Origin of the sequence: Paenibacillus sp. FSL R5-0623, from assembly GCF_037974265.1 — a bacterium.
GTDB lineage: Bacteria > Bacillota > Bacilli > Paenibacillales > Paenibacillaceae > Paenibacillus.
The window spans coordinates 5,328,656-5,346,188 of record NZ_CP150233.1; the positions used below are offsets into that span (position 1 = coordinate 5,328,656).

Consider the following 17,533-nt stretch of genomic DNA (forward strand, 5'->3'; position numbering starts at 1 on the left):
GACCTGTTGAACCGGATATGATTAACTTGTACGTTATAACTGAAATAATTGAGATGCCGTATGGGATAAGGACAATTATCCTTCGACCCGGTAGACACTCTTAATGCGGCGAATGACGCTGAGTGATTCAAAATGTTTTAACACTTTATCCATGCTTGCCTTACTTGCATTATGTGTAACGATAATGATCTCGGCATCCGGGTTGTGCTCATTCGGCTGTTGAACAACCGACGCCAGACTGACATCATATTCTGCGAAAATTTGTGTAATTTGTGCCAATACACCGGCTTTGTCGTCTACGTGTAGTAAAATAAAGTTTTTCGACACGATCTGCTCGTCGCTTTGTAGTCGCTTAATCTTATAAGGCACAATTGCTTTGAGACCGTTCACGCCAAGTTTAAGGTTTTTGGTAACCGCCACAATGTCAGCTACAACCGAAGTTGCCGTTGGGAGTTCTCCCGCACCCGCACCGTAGAACATCGTCTCCCCTACAGCTTCACCGTGTACATATACTGCGTTGAACACACCGTTGACTGAAGCAATCGGGTGATTCTGTCTAACCATTGTCGGCTGAACGCTGATCGTGATCTCATCGCCAATACGGTCCGCAATACCAAGTAACTTCATCTCATAGCCCAATCTTTTGGCATACATAATGTCTTCACGAGTTACGGAGGATATTCCTTTAACGGTCACATCCTTCAACTCCACATTGGTGCGGAAACCGAGTGTACTCAAGATCGCCATTTTGCGAGCTGCGTCAAGTCCCTCCACATCGGAAGTTGGATCCGATTCGGCATATCCCAGAGCCTGTGCTTCAGCCAGCACTTCTTCATAGGATGCACCCTCCTGACTCATTTTGGTCAGAATAAAGTTCGTTGTTCCGTTCACAATCCCCATAATGCGGGTAATCCGGTCAGAAGAGAAACCTTCAATCAGCGTACGAATGATCGGAATCCCTCCAGCAACACTCGCCTCATAGAACACGTCACATTGTTTTTCCTGTGCCTTCGCCAAAATCTCTGTACCATGAAGTGCCATGAGATCTTTGTTTGCTGTTACGATATGCTTCCCACGTTCCAACGCTTCAAGAATATACTCCTTCGTCTGATCAATGCCGCCCATGACTTCAACGATGACATCAATATCCGGATGACGAATGACTTCCCAAGGATCTTCCGTAAGCTTGGCACGGTCTACAGCAATAACACGTTCTTTCTCTGTATTTTTCACTGCGATCTTCTCGATGACAATCGGCGATCCAACCTGACTGCTCAGATCCTCCTGATTCCCTTCCACAATGCGAACGACTCCCGTTCCGACAGTTCCCAGACCCAACAATCCGACTTTTACTGGTTTCACTAACGATCTACCCCCTAATGTCTATTCTTGTCCGTCAGTCCTGTATGTTAAAGCCTAATTACCCTTGGCCTACAATACGTGTGCGTCTTACTCCAGGCATATCTTGCATTCGATCCAGCATTTCACCAATTTCGCCATGAAGATGTGTTGTTTCCACCGAAATGACAACATTGGCTCTTCCCTGAAGCGGGATACTCTGATTAATCGTGAGTACATTAGCTCCATAACCAGCTACATGTCCAAGCACACGAGACAAGATCCCTGACTGATGCTCCAGATCAATGGAGATCGTTACAATTCTCTCGCGCTCAAGCTGGTTGATCAGATGAATCCCATCCTTGTACTTGTAAAAGGCACTCCGGCTTAATCCGACCTGTTCAACCGCCTCATGCACTGTTTTAACATCACCAGAAGCCAGTAGTTCTTTTACCTGCATGGTCTTCACCACTGCCTCTGGTAAAATATCTTCCCGTACTAAATAATAGCGTTCGTTCACAGAACGTCCTCTCCTCAAAGACTCATGTATTCATATAGTGGACATTATATAGGATCTATGACAAAAGGGCAATACATGACACGCCTATTTTTTGAAATACGTTCCTCACAGTATACAAGTTTATCCCTCTCCTATGTCAGGAAAAAACAAAAAAAAACGCAGAGTTGCGGGTCAACTTCCCACTTCTCTGCGTTCCTATATCGATCTGTCTCTCCACGGAAGACAGCTACTTAGTAGTAACTGCTGCCTTCCACGAATTCGAATTCAAAGTCTCCAATACGCACGATGGTGCCTTCTACAGCTCCGCGCTTACGTAACTCAGCGTCCACACCCATATAACGCAGTGTACGTGCGAGTTTCAGTATAGCTTCATGTGAGTTCAGTTGCATCCGTTTCATCATGCGGTCAATCTTGGCACTTTCGACAACGAACATTTCGTTCTCACGCACAATTTTGAAACCATCGTCTTCTTTTTTGTCCAGACTGTATACTTTACGTTCAGATACATCTGCTACCTCTTCAACCACACGCTCGTCTGGAACCTGATCCAGCAGATCAGCTGCACGATACAGAAGTTCTTGAATCCCTTTCCGGGTCAAGGATGAAATTGGCATCACTTCAATATCCGGTTGAACTTCACGAACTTGCTGTAAAAATTGCTCCAGGTTCGCTTCAGAGTCTGGCATATCCATCTTGTTAGCTGCTACAATTTGCGTTCTCTCGGCGAGAAGTGGATTGTACAACTTCAATTCGTCATTGATTTTCTGCCAGTCTTCAAAAGGATCGCGTCCTTCTGAACCCGACATATCTACGACATGAACAATAATACGAGTACGCTCGACGTGACGCAGGAACTCATGTCCCAGTCCGACCCCTTCATGCGCACCTTCAATCAATCCAGGCAGATCGGCCATGACAAAGCTTCGGCCTTCTCCTACACCGACTACACCCAGATTCGGTGTAATGGTTGTGAAATGGTATGCACCGATCTTTGGCTTGGCTGACGAAACGACAGAAAGCAATGTGGATTTCCCGACACTCGGGAAACCAACCAGACCAACATCTGCCATAACTTTCAGTTCGAGTACGATGTAACGCTCTTGTCCTTCTTCACCGTTCTCAGCAAGTTCAGGTGCGGGATTGTTCGGTGTAGCAAATCGGATGTTACCCCGTCCGCCCCGACCACCACGAGCAATAACAACCTGTTGACCGTGACGTGTCATATCCGCCAGTACTTCTCCACTGTCTTCATCCAAGATGATCGTTCCTGGTGGAATGCGCACAATCATATTCTCCGCGTTTGCACCATGCTGACTTTTATTACGTCCCTTCTCACCACGTGGGGCCTTGAAGTGACGCTGGTAACGGAAATCCATCAACGTACGCAAACCTTCATCCACGCGGAAAATGATGTCAGCTCCTCTGCCTCCATCGCCCCCGGCAGGTCCGCCGTTTGGTACATACTTCTCACGACGGAAAGAAATAATTCCGTCCCCTCCGTCTCCGGCTTTTACATAAATCTTCGCTTTATCTACAAACATTGGTTAACCCCTTCTTCCTATATTCCACACGGCATTCTGAATTGTATAAACGTATCCTCAGACGGAAACTGCTCCGTTCTGACTTTTTTTCCTTTGAGTACGGCAGTAAGCTGCCGCAGTGTTTCCGGATCGGGTGTTTGATCCCCGTCCAGTCGGACAACCACATCTCCATGATCCTGTCCGAAGTTCAAGGTCAGTTTGCGAACCTCTCCCCAAGAAGACCGGCCGCCGCCATATTGATAGGCCCTGATTGCATCCGCAATCGCCCCGGTAAGTGACTCGCCATCCTCGGGAGAGACCAGAGCACTAAGCTGCAACTCATCTTCTATTTCCACATGCAAGTCCAGCGCGATTCCACTGGCGCGAAAAGACTGAAGATAAAATACGAGGGAAGGAATACCTAATCTGGAGATTCGGCTTTCTTCTGTAACCCGCTCTTTTATTCTTTCCACACATTGCAAGGATTTATCAAGTTTGCCCAGCCGAAGATATCCATATAACACCTGAAGGTCGTTCATCCAGTCGTGTCGATGATGATTTAATGAAGCAATTGCTGTTTTTTCCATGGATTGTATGATGGCTCTGCGTTCCGCCTCCGCCTGTTTCTTCATCGCATTCACAGAAATGAGCAATACTGCGACGGACCACAATGCGCACACGACGCTTGAGATCATCGCCGGATACAACATAACGAAAACCAAAGGAATCAGAAGTGAACATGCCGCAATCCACGGCACTCTTTTCCAAGATTTCATGGCTTCTCCCCGTTCTACAAAACTCGGTTGGTATACACCCACCGTAACCAAGTATAACATGTCTTTTCTGCCAGTTCATTATCGAATAACCGTTGAATACAAAAAACCTTCGGCAAAAATGCCGAAGGCTCCTTAGGCGGAATGCCGATATTACGCTTCTACTGCAGCTGCTACAGGAGCAACATTAACAGGATAGATGCTTACTTTTTTGCGATCGCGTCCCCAACGTTCGAATTTTACAACGCCGTCGATTTTCGCGAACAAAGTGTCATCTTTACCGATGCCAACGTTAGTTCCTGGGTGAATTTTCGTTCCGCGTTGGCGAACGAGAATGCTACCACCAGTTACAGTTTGACCATCAGCACGTTTAACACCCAGACGTTGAGCATTACTGTCACGTCCGTTCTTCGTGGAACCTACACCTTTTTTCGATGCGAATAACTGAAGATTTAATTTCAACATGATTGGTTGTCCTCCTTCTTTGCTTATTTGAATTGCTGTATTTTAATATACTTCCCGTATGACTCTGCAATATTAGAGAGCATAACCACCATGGATTCGAGTAACAATTGTACCTGGGACCAGGTTTCCCCTCTCTCTAACATAGGTAAAGAACCGCTTAAAAAGCCATTCTTCATCTTGGCATCCATTTCGACACCGGTCAATGTTTCAATCGAGTTCACCGTACCCACTGTAACAGCGGATACCCCGGCACATACGATGTCTTCTCCCCGCTTGGCAAAATTAGCATGCCCTTCAATGGAAAAACGTTCGATGTTCCCGTCCTCATCACGAAAGATTTGAACGATAATCACTTATCGCACCTTCTTTACGCTTTGATTGTTTCGATAGTTACTTTAGTGTACGGTTGACGGTGACCTTGCTTCACATGGTAGTTCTTTTTAGGTTTGTATTTGTATACGATAACCTTTTGTCCTTTGCCATGTTTCTCCACTTTAGCCGTTACAGTAGCTCCGGAAATCAATGGTGTACCTGCTGTCAAACCTTGATCGTTAGATACAGCCAGGACACGGTCGAACGTTACGCTTTCGCCATCGTTCGCAGTCAATTTCTCGATGAACAGAACATCGCCCTCTTGGACTTTGTACTGTTTGCCGCCTGTTTCAATAATTGCGTACATTTGCCTTGCACCTCCTCATGTCTCAGACTCGCCCGTTCTCAGGTGACAGTATCCTTGCGGAACTGTTCTTATACCCGGCCAGTGCGGTTACAGCATGTGCAAGACCATTAGGCTAAACACATACTTGAAGATTATATCACGCAATATATCAAAAATCAATGCAAAGGTGAAATATATCTTTTTCCCGTACCATGGCAGGAAGAACACGGCTCCACATAGGGTAACGTACTTTCTTCTCGCACTTTCTTACGGGTAAGTTCGAGCAACCCCAGCTTGGTCCAACCCATTACAAACGCTTTGGTCCGATCCTTCTTGAGCTCACCCTCCAAGGTTGCCGCGACTTCATGCCGATTCGAGGCTTCCTCCATATCAATGAAGTCGACAATAATCATGCCACCGATATCTCGTAGGCGCATTAGACGGGCAATCTCCACTGCTGCCTGTATGTTGGTCTCAGTCACGGTCTCTTCCAGACTGTCACCGCCAGCTCCCGTATACTTCCCCGTGTTCACATCCACAACTGTCAGAGCCTCGGTATGATCAATAACAATGTATCCGCCTCCGGGCAACCACACTTTCCGGGCAAAATCCTTATTCAACTGTTCCTGCACACCATAGGCAGCAAAGATGGATTCTGTTCCCCGATACACCTGTACTTTGGGTTGATGACCAGGACTAATCTCTTCCAGCAATGCTTTTACCTCACGGGCTTGCCCTTCACTATCAGTGATGACTTCGTCACTCCCTGGCGTATACACATCTCTGATGATTCGCTGTACCATGCTATGATCCCGATGCAAGAGGCTTGGTGAAGGCAAACTGTCCGCTTTTTCACGAATCAGATACCACTGCGCGCGTAATGTTTCCAAGTCCGACTTAATGGCTTCATGCTGCTCTTCTCCAGATACGGTCCGAATAATAAGTCCTTCTTCATCCCGCCTCAGTTGCTCCCCAAGTGCCTTAAGACGGGAACGATCCCCTTCACGGGCAATTTTCTTGGATACCGCTACATAGTCAGCAACAGGCATGTAGACAAGCCAACGGCCCGGGAGTGAATAATGAGTCGTCACCCGGGCTCCCTTGCCTCCTACCGGTTCTTTCAGAACCTGAACAATGACTTCCTGACCCGGGCGAAGCAACTCCGAGATGGAAGGCTTCACCTTGGGCTGTTTCTCCAGATGGGGATGCAACACATCGTCCACATAGAGGAACGCATTCTTTTTCTGACCAATATCCACAAAAGCAGCTTGCATACCTGGTAACACATTCACGACCCGTCCCTTGAAAAAGGAACCCAGCAGTCCACGATCACGTGTACGCTCTGCCGTAAATTCCACAGCTTTGCCTTCTTCCAGAAGCGCCATTTGCATGAGGTTATGTTCATTATGTACTATCATTTGTTTCATGGCTTCACCTCTAGAAGACAATTCAAATCATCCACATCCATTTCAGTATCTTTTCAATTCTCATTGTACATATATTAACCCATTTCAGAACAGGTCCACCAGAACACTACAATTTATCACTATTTTGTTGAAAATAGGAACCGATTATCCGTTGCTCAGGCAAGACGGCCATAATTCGCCCCTGTCTGTTCATCACGTATACCATATGGTATCTTTCTCTCTTTAATAGACGCAAAATAGTGTCCAAAGGTTTCGCCGGAAATGAGATTATTGGCTGCGCCAAACTGCCAGTAGCCGCGTGACGAGCGAACGCACCCTCTCGATTCATGAGAAAACGGATGAAGCGATAGGGCACATTTCGGTAATCCGTTACGTTGGAATAGAACAAAAAAAGGCCGATTAACAGAATGTTGAGCGGTAGGCCGTAGTCGCCAGTAAACCATCGGCTGATAGCATATAAAATAAGCCCTACGCTACACAGAATGCTAATTCTGTAAGTCCACATTAATGTTGTATAGTAGGGTGCCCACAGACTGACAAGTGCCTGAACAATTTTACCTCCATCCAGAGGAAGTACAGGCAGCAGATTAAAGAGGGCAATGAGCAGGTTCCCCTGAATGATATAGTTGAGAAATACCGGATCGCCCAGATTGCCATACTGCAACAGCATAACCACGCCAACCATCAGGATGTTTTGTAATGGACCAGCCAGAGCAATCATGATTTCCCGGTAGGCCGTAATCGTACCTCCATCTTCGATAACCGCTACTCCTCCAAAAGGGAGCATCTGGATCGACAAGACACGATAGCCCAGAAGGGCAGCAGCCGCAGCATGTCCACATTCATGAATGAATACGATGGCAAACAACGTAATAAGTTCAATGAAATGTCCAGTCAGAAGGGAGGCCATCATAATAATTACAAAAAACGGATGAAACGTAATGCGGACTCCCCACACCCTAATCAAGAGCAACAACTTCCGCCGGGTCTACGTACTCCTCCCCCTCTTTGACTGCAAAATAGAGCGTGGCCGGTTGCTCACCACCCGTAGCCTTGAGACTCCCCACCGGATTCCCCGCTTCCACCCAATCATTCACGCTCACTTCACTTTCGTTCAGACGACCGTATATTGCCGTGAAATTGCCTGTATGCTGGATGACAACTGTGAATCCACTAACTGCATCGCCGATAACCTCCATGACACGCCCCGCATCAGAACTTGCGACCTGTATAAGTTCTGCACCTGCGGCATCCGGAACGATCTCAATTCCCTTCATGCTCAGCGCGAATGGCTGAACCACTGTGCCTGAGATCGGTTTGCCCAGTAACTGCCGAATACCTGAACCATTGACAGCATCCGTCGTATGACCGAGGACCGGAAGAAATGAAGGCGTTCCTCCAAAATGCCGTTCATACCAAGCCGCTGCTGAGGCAAAATCCATATCCCGATGGAGTGCATCCGCAATTACTGTTTTGGGTGAGGTCGTCCACGATGTATCCAACTGAAACAGACCCCATACTCCGCCAAATATCAAAGCGCTAATGACCGTCCGTTTGAGAAGTGACTTGAACAGGTTGAATCTCGAATGCCCCCCTGGAACAAAATGACCATTCTCTTTTTTCCACAACCATTCCGGATCTCTTTCCTGTATCCCTTCACTAGGCGTAAATGGTTTTGGGTGTATGATCTCATTCTTGTCCAACAGTGAACCTAATTTCTGCTCCTGTAAGACCTCCACAGTGGCACCATCCATCAGTCGCCGAATGCGTTCCTCTCGTCTCTGCTTGATTCTGAGTTTCGTGTTCATGGAATGTCCTCCCGCCGAGGCTTGTTTACTACATCCTATGAAGAGGTGCTTGATAATATGAACAAGCCTACCCGCAGGTAACAAAAAAAAGCCGGGCTATAAGCCACGGCTGTCATGTAATTGCTTTATGAATAAGTTCGTTTAACGAGTTAACCCATTCCGAAGAACTTTTTGAAACGAGTGAAAGCTCCCTTTTTCTGCTCCAGCTGCATTAATGGGACCGTATCTCCCAGAATGCGTCGTGCGATATTTCGATACGCAATCGCCGCAAGTGAATCCGGATTCATGACCGTAGGTTCTCCTGAATTGGCAGCTTTGATGACCAGTTCATCATCAGGCACAATGCCAATCAGGTCAATATTAAGTACTTGTAAAATACCATCGATATCTAACATGTCACCCGATTTAACCATATTATTGCGAATTCGATTCACCACCAACTTTGGTGATTGAATGTGCGAACTCTCCAGCAGGCCGATGACACGATCCGCATCACGTACTGCAGCATTTTCCGGTGTAGTGACCACGATGGCCTGATCTGCTCCTGCTACCGCATTTTTGAAACCCTGCTCTATGCCAGCTGGGCAATCAATAATGACGTACTCAAAATCTTTTTTCAATTCAAGGATAATATCCTTGACCTGTTCTGGCGACACTGAGTTTTTGTCTCTCGTCTGCGCAGCAGGCAACATATATAATTCTTCGAAACGCTTGTCTTTGACCAAAGCCTGATTCAGACGGCAGCGGCCGTCCGCAACGTCGCACAGATCGTAAATAATACGGTTTTCGAGTCCCATGACGACATCCAAATTACGAAGGCCGATATCGGTATCTACCAGACAAACCTTTTTGCCGAGCAGCGCCAGCGCTGTCCCGATGTTTGCCGAGGTGGTTGTTTTACCCACGCCGCCTTTACCCGAAGTGATCACGATCGCCTCTCCCATGAGCTACACTCCTTTAAACACATTAAAATCTCGGCGTAACCGAACGATATTGCTCATTTTGTCTATCTGCATCTGATTGTCCTGTAAGTAAGCAAATTCCATTCCGGTCTCTCGGCTCTCCCATTCATCGGGAGGACGACTGATGATATCCGCAATCCGTAGCTGCGTCGGTGCAAATACCGAAGCGGCAATGATCGCTTCCTCGTCCCCGCCAATTCCGGCATGAGCCATACCTCTGAGTGAACCCAACACATATATATCTCCGGTACACGTCACTGTGCCCCCCGGATTGATATCCCCAAGAAACAGGAGATTTCCTTCATGATGAAGCACCTGACCTGAACGCACCATACCACACATGGTTACAATCGGCGGCGGTCCTTTAACCTCCGGTTGGAGTGCAGGTGAGTCGATGGATCGAATAAGCAAATTCCCTTTTTGCTTCAATATATCGAGGATTGCTTCTTTCTGGTCCTCTGTCACTTCGCGGGCACCCAACTTGATATCCACATGAACAATCGGTCCGGTCAAAATATTTTGATGGCTGTGTTCCAGCTTATAGCGGAGCTCATAGAGCAATTCCTCGAATTCACATTGATCGTCCAACAGGAAAACCAGGCCGTCTCGGATGCCTTTAATCGTTACGTGATTCGATTTTACCGTCATAAGCCTGTCCCTCCCATCTCATTACATTTCGTGCCCGGGGCCCCAAGTTCCTGCTTTGCGCTCCATAAATGTATTTAGGAAGCTTCTTCTGTCTTGCTCCGTCTCTTGCCGATCCGCTCCAGTTGTTTCCGAAGCGGGACATATATGATCAAGGCAAACACAAAATGAATGAACAAATTAGGAATCATGTATTCAATCAACGCCCAGTCAAAGGTCACGTGGTTAAGTTGGAAGAGCTTGTACAGGAAAAATAGCATGGTGTCATTAAGCAGACTTCCCAAAATGACAACCGATACCATAACCGGCAAGGGTGCACGAGGTGCTTGAAAAATGAGTCCCATCATGTATGCCGATAATCCCATCGAGAATCCATAAGGTCCAATCATCTCGCCGTAGAATACAACGTCATGCAATAGTCCAAAAAATATACCGAGTACTAGTGCCGTATGACGATGATGATATACAGCGATAAACAAAATTACGATATAGACCAGATTGGCAGAAATACGCATGTGCCAGCCAGAAGGGATAAGCAGCGGCAAAATTGTGCCTTCCGCAATGAACAAAACGAATAGTAACAGGAACAAAACTTGCTTGCGCGTTACCATTATTCTTTTACCTCAGGCGGGATAATGACAATCAGCTCTTTCCAGTCAAGGAAGCTGGCATATGGCTCAATTGTAGCTGTTTTGGTTAAACCATACTCACTTTTCTCGACACTCTTCACTTTACCAATCCGCATGTACTTCGGAAAATTGTTAATAATTCCGGAGGAGATAATCTCATCATCCTTTTGGATATTAGAATCTTCTGAGATTTTGGTCATTTTGAGCATGCCCGTCTTCGGATCATAACTCTCTATCATACCAAACACTTTATCTTTACCCACCGCCGTTGCTGCAATGGCATTAGATGTCGGATCGTTGGCGTCCATGGACGTTAACAGATTAACCGTTGATGTATATGAGCTGACATGACTGATCACGCCGACCAGCCCTTCCTGGGAGGTAACGGCCATCCCCGGCTTGATTCCCGCATTTTCACCGATATCAATGTTAATGGTTCTGCTATTTGGATCCGAATTGGCACTGATAACCTGAGCAATTCGTGAACCGTAATTATAGCGATTCTTCTGTTCTTCTGTGAAATTGAGCGCTTTCTGAAGTTGCTCATTCACTTGCTCCATATCATTGTATTTCAGCCGATCCCGGGTATAGTGACCCATCGCGATGCGAAGCTCTTCATTCTCATCATATACCGTACGCATGTTCGCTACATCTTTGAAAAAGCCCGCTACATAGGAAGCGGGCTTGTAAAATACGTATTGTACAAATCCAACTGAATCCTTCAGGAATTTCTCCGGCCAGGATAGAGTGGTTCGCGGACTGAGCGTAAAGCCCATTAACGCGATAAATGTAACAAGGCCCACCAGCAAAACAAAAAGTCTTTTGTTGCCTAGCAGTTTAAACAGTTCGAACACCCTCTAACATCCATATTCTCTTCCGAGCCATGCCCGGCGGGGAGACTGTCAGACCTGTAGTCCCTGCGAGAATATCAGCCGATCCTCCCCTGTTAAGCGGGTAATAGCTCATCCCCGGGGTTAACCGGGTCCTCTATAAAGATATCTTGCCACTTGGTCGCTATGCCAAGTTAGGCAAATACCAATTAACGTTTGGAACGAACTGCCGAACTGCTTCTGCTTTTGAACAAATGAATATTCTCTAGCGCTTTACCTGTTCCGATTGCTACACAATCCAGCGGATTCTCAGCCACAATGACAGGCATTCCTGTCTCACCAGCGAGAAGCTTGTCCAGGTTACGAAGCAATGCCCCACCACCTGTAAGAACGATACCCCGATCCATGATATCGGCAGCAAGTTCTGGCGGGCATTTTTCCAGTGTTACTTTTACTGCTTCAACAATTGCATTCACCGTATCAGCCAGCGCTTCACTGATCTCGTCCGAAGTAATCGTAATAGTCTTCGGCAGACCTGTTACAAGGTCACGTCCACGAATTTCCATCGTTTCTACTTGTTCCAATGGCATAGCTGATCCAATATCCATCTTCAATTGCTCTGATGTACGCTCACCGATCATCAGATTGTATTGGCGTTTGATGTACTGGATAACGGATTCATCCATCTCGTCACCTGCTACACGAACTGAACGGCTCGTAACAATACCACCAAGTGAGATAACAGCCACTTCCGTTGTGCCGCCACCGATATCTACAACCATACTACCCGTTGGTTCCCATACAGGCAGATCTGCACCGATTGCAGCTGCAAAAGGCTCTTCAATTGTATAGGCTTCACGTGCTCCAGCCTGTTTGGTTGCATCTTCAACCGCACGTTGTTCTACTGCCGTGATCCCGGATGGTACACATACCATCACGTTTGGATGACGCTGGAACATAGAGCGTTGTTTCTGCGCTTCACGGATGAAATATTTGATCATCGTTGCCGTTGTATCGAAATCGGCAATAACGCCATCTTTCATTGGACGAATGGCACGAATGTTACCTGGTGTACGTCCAATCATTTTTTTAGCGGCTTCACCTACTGCCTCGATGCTATTTGTATCTGTCCGTATAGCGACAACCGAAGGTTCGCGCACCACAATTCCTTTTCCTCGTACATAAACCAACGTATTTGCTGTCCCCAAGTCAATACCCAAATCTTTCGTAAAACCACCAAACATAACATAATCTCCTTTTCTGCCTCATATAGCCGCTCCATTCTGATCCAGAGCGTAATAATTTTATTCCCACGCAATACGTGGAGCTAATATTCGCATTTGTTTTTTTGCATTTGTAAAGTGAACCTATCTTTTACGGACAACGCCGTTAACATTCATAGGAAAACATCAACGCCAACCATTATATTATACTAAGCCCTTCTCCTTCAAACTTACGTACGTTCCATCTCCGATAATAATATGATCAAGCACGTCAATGCCAACAATACCGCCTGCTTCAATCAGTCTCTTGGTTATTTGGATATCCTCTGGACTGGGCGTAGGATCACCACTGGGATGGTTGTGTGCGCACACAATCGATGCGCTGCTGCATTTGATGGCAGCCCGGAACACTTCACGTGGATGTACAATCGAAGCGTTAAGGCTGCCCATGGAGAGTGTTTCCTGGGCAATAATATGATTTTTGCTATTCAGAAAAAGACACACAAAATGTTCTTTTTGCAAGTAACGCAATTGTTCGATCAGGATATCAGCTGCATCACGCGGTGTACGTATTGAGGTCGACTGTGTGAGTCTGCTCTTGGCAATCCGATGACCCAGCTCAATGCCAGCTTTCAATTGCACAGCCTTGGCATTACCGATCCCTTTCATCGTGGTCAGTTCTTCCAGACTCAAATCCATCAACGAGCGAATGCCACCCGCTTCGGCCAGAATCCGCTGTGCCATATGCACCGCGGATTCCTGTCTTGTGCCTGTTCGAAGTAAAATTGCCAGCAATTCAGCATGGCTTAAGGCGCCCGCCCCGTATTCCATCATGCGTTCTCTCGGGCGTTCTTCCTGGGGGATGTCGCGCATCATGTATTGAGGCGACTCCATAAGTTCCCTCTTTTCATTTCACAACATTTGGCTTCATTCATGTTCGTGGCAACACATGTACGCCGAACCCATCCAACATATCACTTAGCAAAGATAGCGGCAAGCCAACCACATTAAAATAACATCCTTCGATACGATCGATCATTGAAGCACCAATGCCCTGAATGGCATATGATCCTGCCTTGTCTGAAGGCTCACCTGTCTGCACATAAGCACGGATGGTTGCATCAGACAGCTCTTTCATCGTTACATCGGTCTGGCGGTAATGAACTAACGACTGTCCATTGCCCGCATCAATACAAGCGACGCCCGTAAACACCCGATGTACGCGGCCCTGCAGCCGGGATAACATACGTTCAGCATCTGCTTCGTCTACAGGTTTGCCTAGAATCTCACCATCCAGAACAACAACGGTGTCACTACCAACAATAATGCCTTCCTGCTCGTGGCCTTCAAGCCCGCGATACACGGCAAGTGCCTTGCGCAAAGCAAGCTCCTGCACCGTCTGTTCAGGTGTCCACTCTGGTGGTGTGTCTTCATTGGCATGACTTGGTATTACATCAAACGCTAGGTGGAGTGATGCGATCAGTTCTTTGCGCCGAGGCGATGTGGAGGCCAGAATAATAGGGCGCTGTTGTGTGTTATCCAAAATGAACGGCTCCTTATGCCACGGCAACATCCTGTCCGGATCACGATAATAGATGTCACTGGTTTAATTTTTTTCGTCATAACTCGTCATTCTCCTACAGTCTGCGATACAGCCACACAGCGGCAATCATACCGATCAGACTCAGAAGGCTCATTTGAAATTGAAGTGAAATATCATAACTGATAATATCCAGATCAGCCTGCGGCGACCAACGTATGGTCGTGGCTTTCGTAAGAAAGGCTACTGCCTTAACAGGCTGCAGTGCCTTGGCGATCCACGCTCCGGCCATCCAGCCGAGCAGCAGAAACAGCAATAACATGCCGAAGTTTTTTTTCATCGGTAATCTTCCCTCGCCATTTTTTGACACCCACATTATTATACGGGGTTTTGTACGTCAATACAAACACAAATCCGGCAAGGGGAACTATTTCCAGTTCCTTGCCGGATGGGTATTTCCAAGCGTTGTTATGGGAAAGAGCATGTTACTGCTTTATCGCTTCAAGCCATTTTTTCTGCTGCAGTACATATTCCATCAGATCGGACTGCACGGACCACATGTGCACATCATCCGGGTTTTTGTTGTACTCTGCGATAGCCGTAATTGCACTGTTCATTGATTTCTCCATTCCGCCAATAATAGGTTGTACATCCGCGGTCAGGCCAGGTGTAAGACTATTCAATCCGGTCAGCCATGACTGGTGCTTATTTTGAATCGCGGTCATCGTTTCTGTAGAGACTGCTGCCGGAGCAGACTGACCCAGCTGCTGAATGGACAAGGTAGATAATTGTTCCACCAGTGCAGAACTGTTTGTGAAGAAAAGCTGCACATCCTCTTGCTTGCCACCGAATATAGCCGGATTGATCTCAGGGTTCACGATCTCCTTGACGTACAGTTCGACTCCCTGGGCTTTTAGCCTGGAGCTAAGTAGCTTGGCCTCTTCACGATCAGCCGAAATGCCTGCATATACTCGATTGCCATCTTCAGGATCAGAACCTGCGGCTATACCTGCCTGCGCCAGTTCAAGCTTCGCCTGCTCAGCTCGTTCAGGAGAACTGAACACGCCGTATTGAAGTGCATAATACGTGCTGCCAGTCGCCGCTGTCTGAAGCTGCTGCTCTGTACCTGCAGTTCCCTCCTGACCCGTCACAGTGGAAACTGCCTGATTGACGGGAAGAAGATCGCCTGGCTTGACGGCTCCTTCTTTATTAAAAAATGAAAGAATAACCATGCCAAAAAGTGCTCCGGTAACAAGTGCCCCAGTGACAGAACCAATCATTTTCCATCCCCTTGGAGGGCGATTGCGTTTATAGGAATAGTTCTCCGAATCTGCAAGCCAGTCGTGGCCCTGATCATCATGTGTATTGGACAGATCACGACGCTCTTCCTCCGGATTATCGGTGTGATTAACATAACCGGAACCGGAACGGTTCCCAAAATAATGGGTCTCATCCAAGTTCAAGTTCGAATCATGACTCACCCGCTCGTCAGGTTCAGGTACAGTAGAGCTTGTCAGCACCGTCTCTCCCCAGTCTCCGGGGATATCCTCAGGCGTCCATGATGGGGTTGTATTTATCTGCTTAGGTGTTAGCGGTTGATTATGCGGTAATTCTTCACTTAACGTCACCAATGGACTGGACGCGGATATCCTCTTGTTCTCAGGCTTGTCCGACTCATGATCTCCGAAGCGAAACGTCATTCTAGCATTGCTCACCCGTACCCTCTCCTTTGTCCCATTTATAACAGCTATATGCAGAGACTGGAGGTTACATTCCATATAACGCAAAAAAAAACGCCTGCTTCGTATCGAAGACAGGCGATTTCTCAATTGATTTATTTCAAACCTTTGGCAAGTGTATCGCCGACTTTCCAAATATCCCCTGCACCCATCGTAATCACAAGATCTCCTGGCTGCAGACGATGTTGCAGATCAGCTACAACTTCTTCTTTTGTAGGGAGGTAACGTGCAGAAGCATTACTGTTTTGAACGATCAGTTCAACCAGTCTGGCTGAGGTTACCCCTTCGATCTGTTTTTCGCCCGCAGGAGAATAGATATCCGTAATAAGCACCTCATCCGCTTCCGCAAAAGCACGACTGAATGCATCAAGCAGGAAGAACGTCCGCGTATAACGCTGTGGCTGGAATACCGCAATAATACGTTTGCCCGTTGCTTTGGCTGCACTAATGGTAGCTTCGATCTCAGTCGGGTGATGAGCATAATCATCAATGATCAGCATATCACGCGCCTCGCCCAATACCTGGAATCTGCGTTTGGCTCCGTGGAACTGGATGATAGCTGCCACAATCTTCTCAAATGGAATGCCTGCTTCCAGACAGGTAATCACAGTAGCCATCGCATTATAAACGTTATGCTTACCCGGCACTGATAATTCCACCGTGCCCATAGCAGTACCCTGATGATTCATCGTAAAGGAGATACGTCGATCGCCCAGTACAATATCCGTTGCCGTATAATCTGCAGCACGATCAATACCATAGGTTGTAATCCGTGACTTGAGTTCTGGCAAAATCGCTTGAACATTCTCGTCGTCAGAACACACAATTGCTGTTCCTTCCGGACGAATCTGGCTCAAGAACTGCACATAAGCCTTTTTGAGCTCCTCAAAATCACTGTTGTAATTCTCCAGATGATCTGCTTCAATATTGGTTACAATACCGAGCCATGGATGGTACTGCAAAAATGAACCGTCGCTCTCGTCCGCCTCAGCAACTACCCAGTCGCCCTGGCCTGCCTTGGCGTTGGTGCCCACATTCATGATCTCTCCGCCAATGATATATGTCGGGTCCGTATCACATTTATCCATAACAAGTGCAATCATGGATGAGGTGGTTGTTTTACCGTGAGCTCCAGCAACAGCCACACCTTTACGTTCGTTCAACAAACGTGCAAGCATCTGGGAACGATGCAGAATCGGAATGTTCAGCTCTGCAGCTGCTACCCGTTCCACATTATCAGCAGGCGCTGCCGTAGAGTAGACAACAAGGTCTGCTCCAGTGACGTGCTCTGCCGTATGTCCGATATATATTTTCGCCCCCTTGGCTGCCAACTTCTCGGTCAACTCCTGTGAAGCGACATCCGATCCGGTAACGGTGTATCCCATTTCCAACATAACTCTTGCGATGGCACTCATGCCATATCCGCCAATCCCTATAAAATGAACGTGTTCCGATG

General features: G+C 47.1%; 20 protein-coding genes and 1 other annotated feature. All 20 genes read right to left on the reverse strand.

Annotated features, from left to right (window positions below; all coding sequences use genetic code 11):
• Positions 1–75 precede the first annotated feature (75 nt).
• The 20 genes from MKY92_RS23440 to murC all read right to left on the reverse strand — a co-directional run bounded on the left by MKY92_RS23440 (position 76) and on the right by murC (position 17,492).
• Positions 76–1,362, reverse strand: coding sequence for a homoserine dehydrogenase (locus MKY92_RS23440; RefSeq protein WP_017692626.1), 1,287 nt, complete (start codon positions 1,360–1,362; stop codon positions 76–78).
• 58 nt (positions 1,363–1,420) lie between these two features.
• Positions 1,421–1,858 (reverse strand): ACT domain-containing protein, encoded by a 438-nt coding sequence (locus MKY92_RS23445; protein ID WP_017692625.1) that lies wholly within the window; start codon positions 1,856–1,858, stop codon positions 1,421–1,423.
• 230 nt (positions 1,859–2,088) lie between these two features.
• Entirely contained in the window at positions 2,089–3,399 is a 1,311-nt protein-coding gene (gene obgE, locus MKY92_RS23450; protein WP_076216952.1) for a GTPase ObgE, read from the reverse strand.
• A gap of 17 nt (positions 3,400–3,416) precedes the next feature.
• Complete coding sequence (locus MKY92_RS23455; protein WP_036673602.1) at positions 3,417–4,154, reverse strand: Spo0B domain-containing protein; 738 nt, start codon at positions 4,152–4,154, stop codon at positions 3,417–3,419.
• Between the two features lie 150 nt (positions 4,155–4,304).
• Complete coding sequence (gene rpmA, locus MKY92_RS23460) at positions 4,305–4,616, reverse strand: 50S ribosomal protein L27 (RefSeq protein ID WP_017692622.1); 312 nt, start codon at positions 4,614–4,616, stop codon at positions 4,305–4,307.
• 23 nt (positions 4,617–4,639) lie between these two features.
• On the reverse strand, positions 4,640–4,969 hold the full coding sequence (locus MKY92_RS23465; RefSeq protein ID WP_237177864.1) for a ribosomal-processing cysteine protease Prp: 330 nt from the start codon (positions 4,967–4,969) through the stop codon (positions 4,640–4,642).
• Between the two features lie 14 nt (positions 4,970–4,983).
• On the reverse strand, positions 4,984–5,295 hold the full coding sequence (gene rplU, locus MKY92_RS23470) for a 50S ribosomal protein L21 (protein WP_017692620.1): 312 nt from the start codon (positions 5,293–5,295) through the stop codon (positions 4,984–4,986).
• 14 nt (positions 5,296–5,309) lie between these two features.
• Positions 5,310–5,394: a sequence feature (ribosomal protein L21 leader region), on the reverse strand.
• Positions 5,395–5,450: 56 nt separating this feature from the next.
• Positions 5,451–6,701, reverse strand: coding sequence for an Rne/Rng family ribonuclease (locus MKY92_RS23475; protein ID WP_036605911.1), 1,251 nt, complete (start codon positions 6,699–6,701; stop codon positions 5,451–5,453).
• Between the two features lie 106 nt (positions 6,702–6,807).
• Positions 6,808–7,668, reverse strand: a complete 861-nt coding sequence (locus MKY92_RS23480; protein WP_339297829.1) for a M50 family metallopeptidase — start codon at positions 7,666–7,668, stop codon at positions 6,808–6,810.
• A complete protein-coding gene (locus tag MKY92_RS23485; RefSeq protein WP_339297830.1) occupies positions 7,661–8,509 on the reverse strand; it encodes a M23 family metallopeptidase in 849 nt (282 codons plus the stop codon). Before MKY92_RS23485 ends, MKY92_RS23480 begins: the two co-directional genes overlap by 8 nt.
• A gap of 149 nt (positions 8,510–8,658) precedes the next feature.
• The gene (gene minD, locus MKY92_RS23490; protein WP_053783092.1) at positions 8,659–9,453 is read right to left on the reverse strand and encodes a septum site-determining protein MinD; all 795 of its coding nucleotides are present in this window, start codon (positions 9,451–9,453) and stop codon (positions 8,659–8,661) included.
• Between the two features lie 3 nt (positions 9,454–9,456).
• A complete protein-coding gene (gene minC, locus MKY92_RS23495; protein WP_017692615.1) occupies positions 9,457–10,119 on the reverse strand; it encodes a septum site-determining protein MinC in 663 nt (220 codons plus the stop codon).
• A 74-nt stretch (positions 10,120–10,193) separates the two neighbouring features.
• Positions 10,194–10,727, reverse strand: coding sequence for a rod shape-determining protein MreD (gene mreD, locus MKY92_RS23500; protein ID WP_091037552.1), 534 nt, complete (start codon positions 10,725–10,727; stop codon positions 10,194–10,196).
• The gene (gene mreC / locus MKY92_RS23505; RefSeq protein WP_339297831.1) at positions 10,727–11,599 is read right to left on the reverse strand and encodes a rod shape-determining protein MreC; all 873 of its coding nucleotides are present in this window, start codon (positions 11,597–11,599) and stop codon (positions 10,727–10,729) included. The genes mreD and mreC overlap by 1 nt, the downstream gene beginning before the upstream one ends.
• 185 nt (positions 11,600–11,784) lie before the next feature.
• Complete coding sequence (locus MKY92_RS23510; RefSeq protein ID WP_017692612.1) at positions 11,785–12,819, reverse strand: rod shape-determining protein; 1,035 nt, start codon at positions 12,817–12,819, stop codon at positions 11,785–11,787.
• Between the two features lie 183 nt (positions 12,820–13,002).
• Entirely contained in the window at positions 13,003–13,692 is a 690-nt protein-coding gene (gene radC, locus MKY92_RS23515; protein ID WP_339297832.1) for a DNA repair protein RadC, read from the reverse strand.
• A 37-nt stretch (positions 13,693–13,729) separates the two neighbouring features.
• Positions 13,730–14,371 (reverse strand): Maf family protein, encoded by a 642-nt coding sequence (locus MKY92_RS23520; protein WP_339297833.1) that lies wholly within the window; start codon positions 14,369–14,371, stop codon positions 13,730–13,732.
• Positions 14,372–14,435: 64 nt separating this feature from the next.
• A complete protein-coding gene (locus MKY92_RS23525) occupies positions 14,436–14,678 on the reverse strand; it encodes a DUF4321 domain-containing protein (RefSeq protein ID WP_047841183.1) in 243 nt (80 codons plus the stop codon).
• 145 nt (positions 14,679–14,823) lie between these two features.
• On the reverse strand, positions 14,824–16,053 hold the full coding sequence (locus tag MKY92_RS23530; RefSeq protein WP_339297834.1) for an SPOR domain-containing protein: 1,230 nt from the start codon (positions 16,051–16,053) through the stop codon (positions 14,824–14,826).
• Positions 16,054–16,172: 119 nt separating this feature from the next.
• Complete coding sequence (murC, locus tag MKY92_RS23535; RefSeq protein ID WP_339301892.1) at positions 16,173–17,492, reverse strand: UDP-N-acetylmuramate--L-alanine ligase; 1,320 nt, start codon at positions 17,490–17,492, stop codon at positions 16,173–16,175.
• Between the last annotated feature and the right edge of the window lie 41 nt (positions 17,493–17,533).

What these genes read in the sequence shown, in the direction of transcription:
- radC (WP_339297832.1), bottom strand. Translation starts at nt 13,692, where the DNA reads ATGGAGTCGCCTCAATACATGATGCGCGACATCCCCCAGGAAGAACGC.
- minC (WP_017692615.1), bottom strand. Translation starts at nt 10,119, where the DNA reads ATGACGGTAAAATCGAATCACGTAACGATTAAAGGCATCCGAGACGGC.
- minD (WP_053783092.1), bottom strand. Translation starts at nt 9,453, where the DNA reads ATGGGAGAGGCGATCGTGATCACTTCGGGTAAAGGCGGCGTGGGTAAA.
- rplU (WP_017692620.1), bottom strand. Translation starts at nt 5,295, where the DNA reads ATGTACGCAATTATTGAAACAGGCGGCAAACAGTACAAAGTCCAAGAG.
- MKY92_RS23510 (WP_017692612.1), bottom strand. Translation starts at nt 12,819, where the DNA reads ATGTTTGGTGGTTTTACGAAAGATTTGGGTATTGACTTGGGGACAGCA.
- mreD (WP_091037552.1), bottom strand. Translation starts at nt 10,727, where the DNA reads ATGGTAACGCGCAAGCAAGTTTTGTTCCTGTTACTATTCGTTTTGTTC.
- rpmA (WP_017692622.1), bottom strand. Translation starts at nt 4,616, where the DNA reads ATGTTGAAATTAAATCTTCAGTTATTCGCATCGAAAAAAGGTGTAGGT.
- MKY92_RS23525 (WP_047841183.1), bottom strand. Translation starts at nt 14,678, where the DNA reads ATGAAAAAAAACTTCGGCATGTTATTGCTGTTTCTGCTGCTCGGCTGG.
- MKY92_RS23520 (WP_339297833.1), bottom strand. Translation starts at nt 14,371, where the DNA reads ATGTTGCCGTGGCATAAGGAGCCGTTCATTTTGGATAACACACAACAG.
- MKY92_RS23475 (WP_036605911.1), bottom strand. Translation starts at nt 6,701, where the DNA reads ATGAAACAAATGATAGTACATAATGAACATAACCTCATGCAAATGGCG.
- MKY92_RS23455 (WP_036673602.1), bottom strand. Translation starts at nt 4,154, where the DNA reads ATGAAATCTTGGAAAAGAGTGCCGTGGATTGCGGCATGTTCACTTCTG.
- murC (WP_339301892.1), bottom strand. Translation starts at nt 17,492, where the DNA reads ATGAGTGCCATCGCAAGAGTTATGTTGGAAATGGGATACACCGTTACC.
- obgE (WP_076216952.1), bottom strand. Translation starts at nt 3,399, where the DNA reads ATGTTTGTAGATAAAGCGAAGATTTATGTAAAAGCCGGAGACGGAGGG.
- MKY92_RS23485 (WP_339297830.1), bottom strand. Translation starts at nt 8,509, where the DNA reads ATGAACACGAAACTCAGAATCAAGCAGAGACGAGAGGAACGCATTCGG.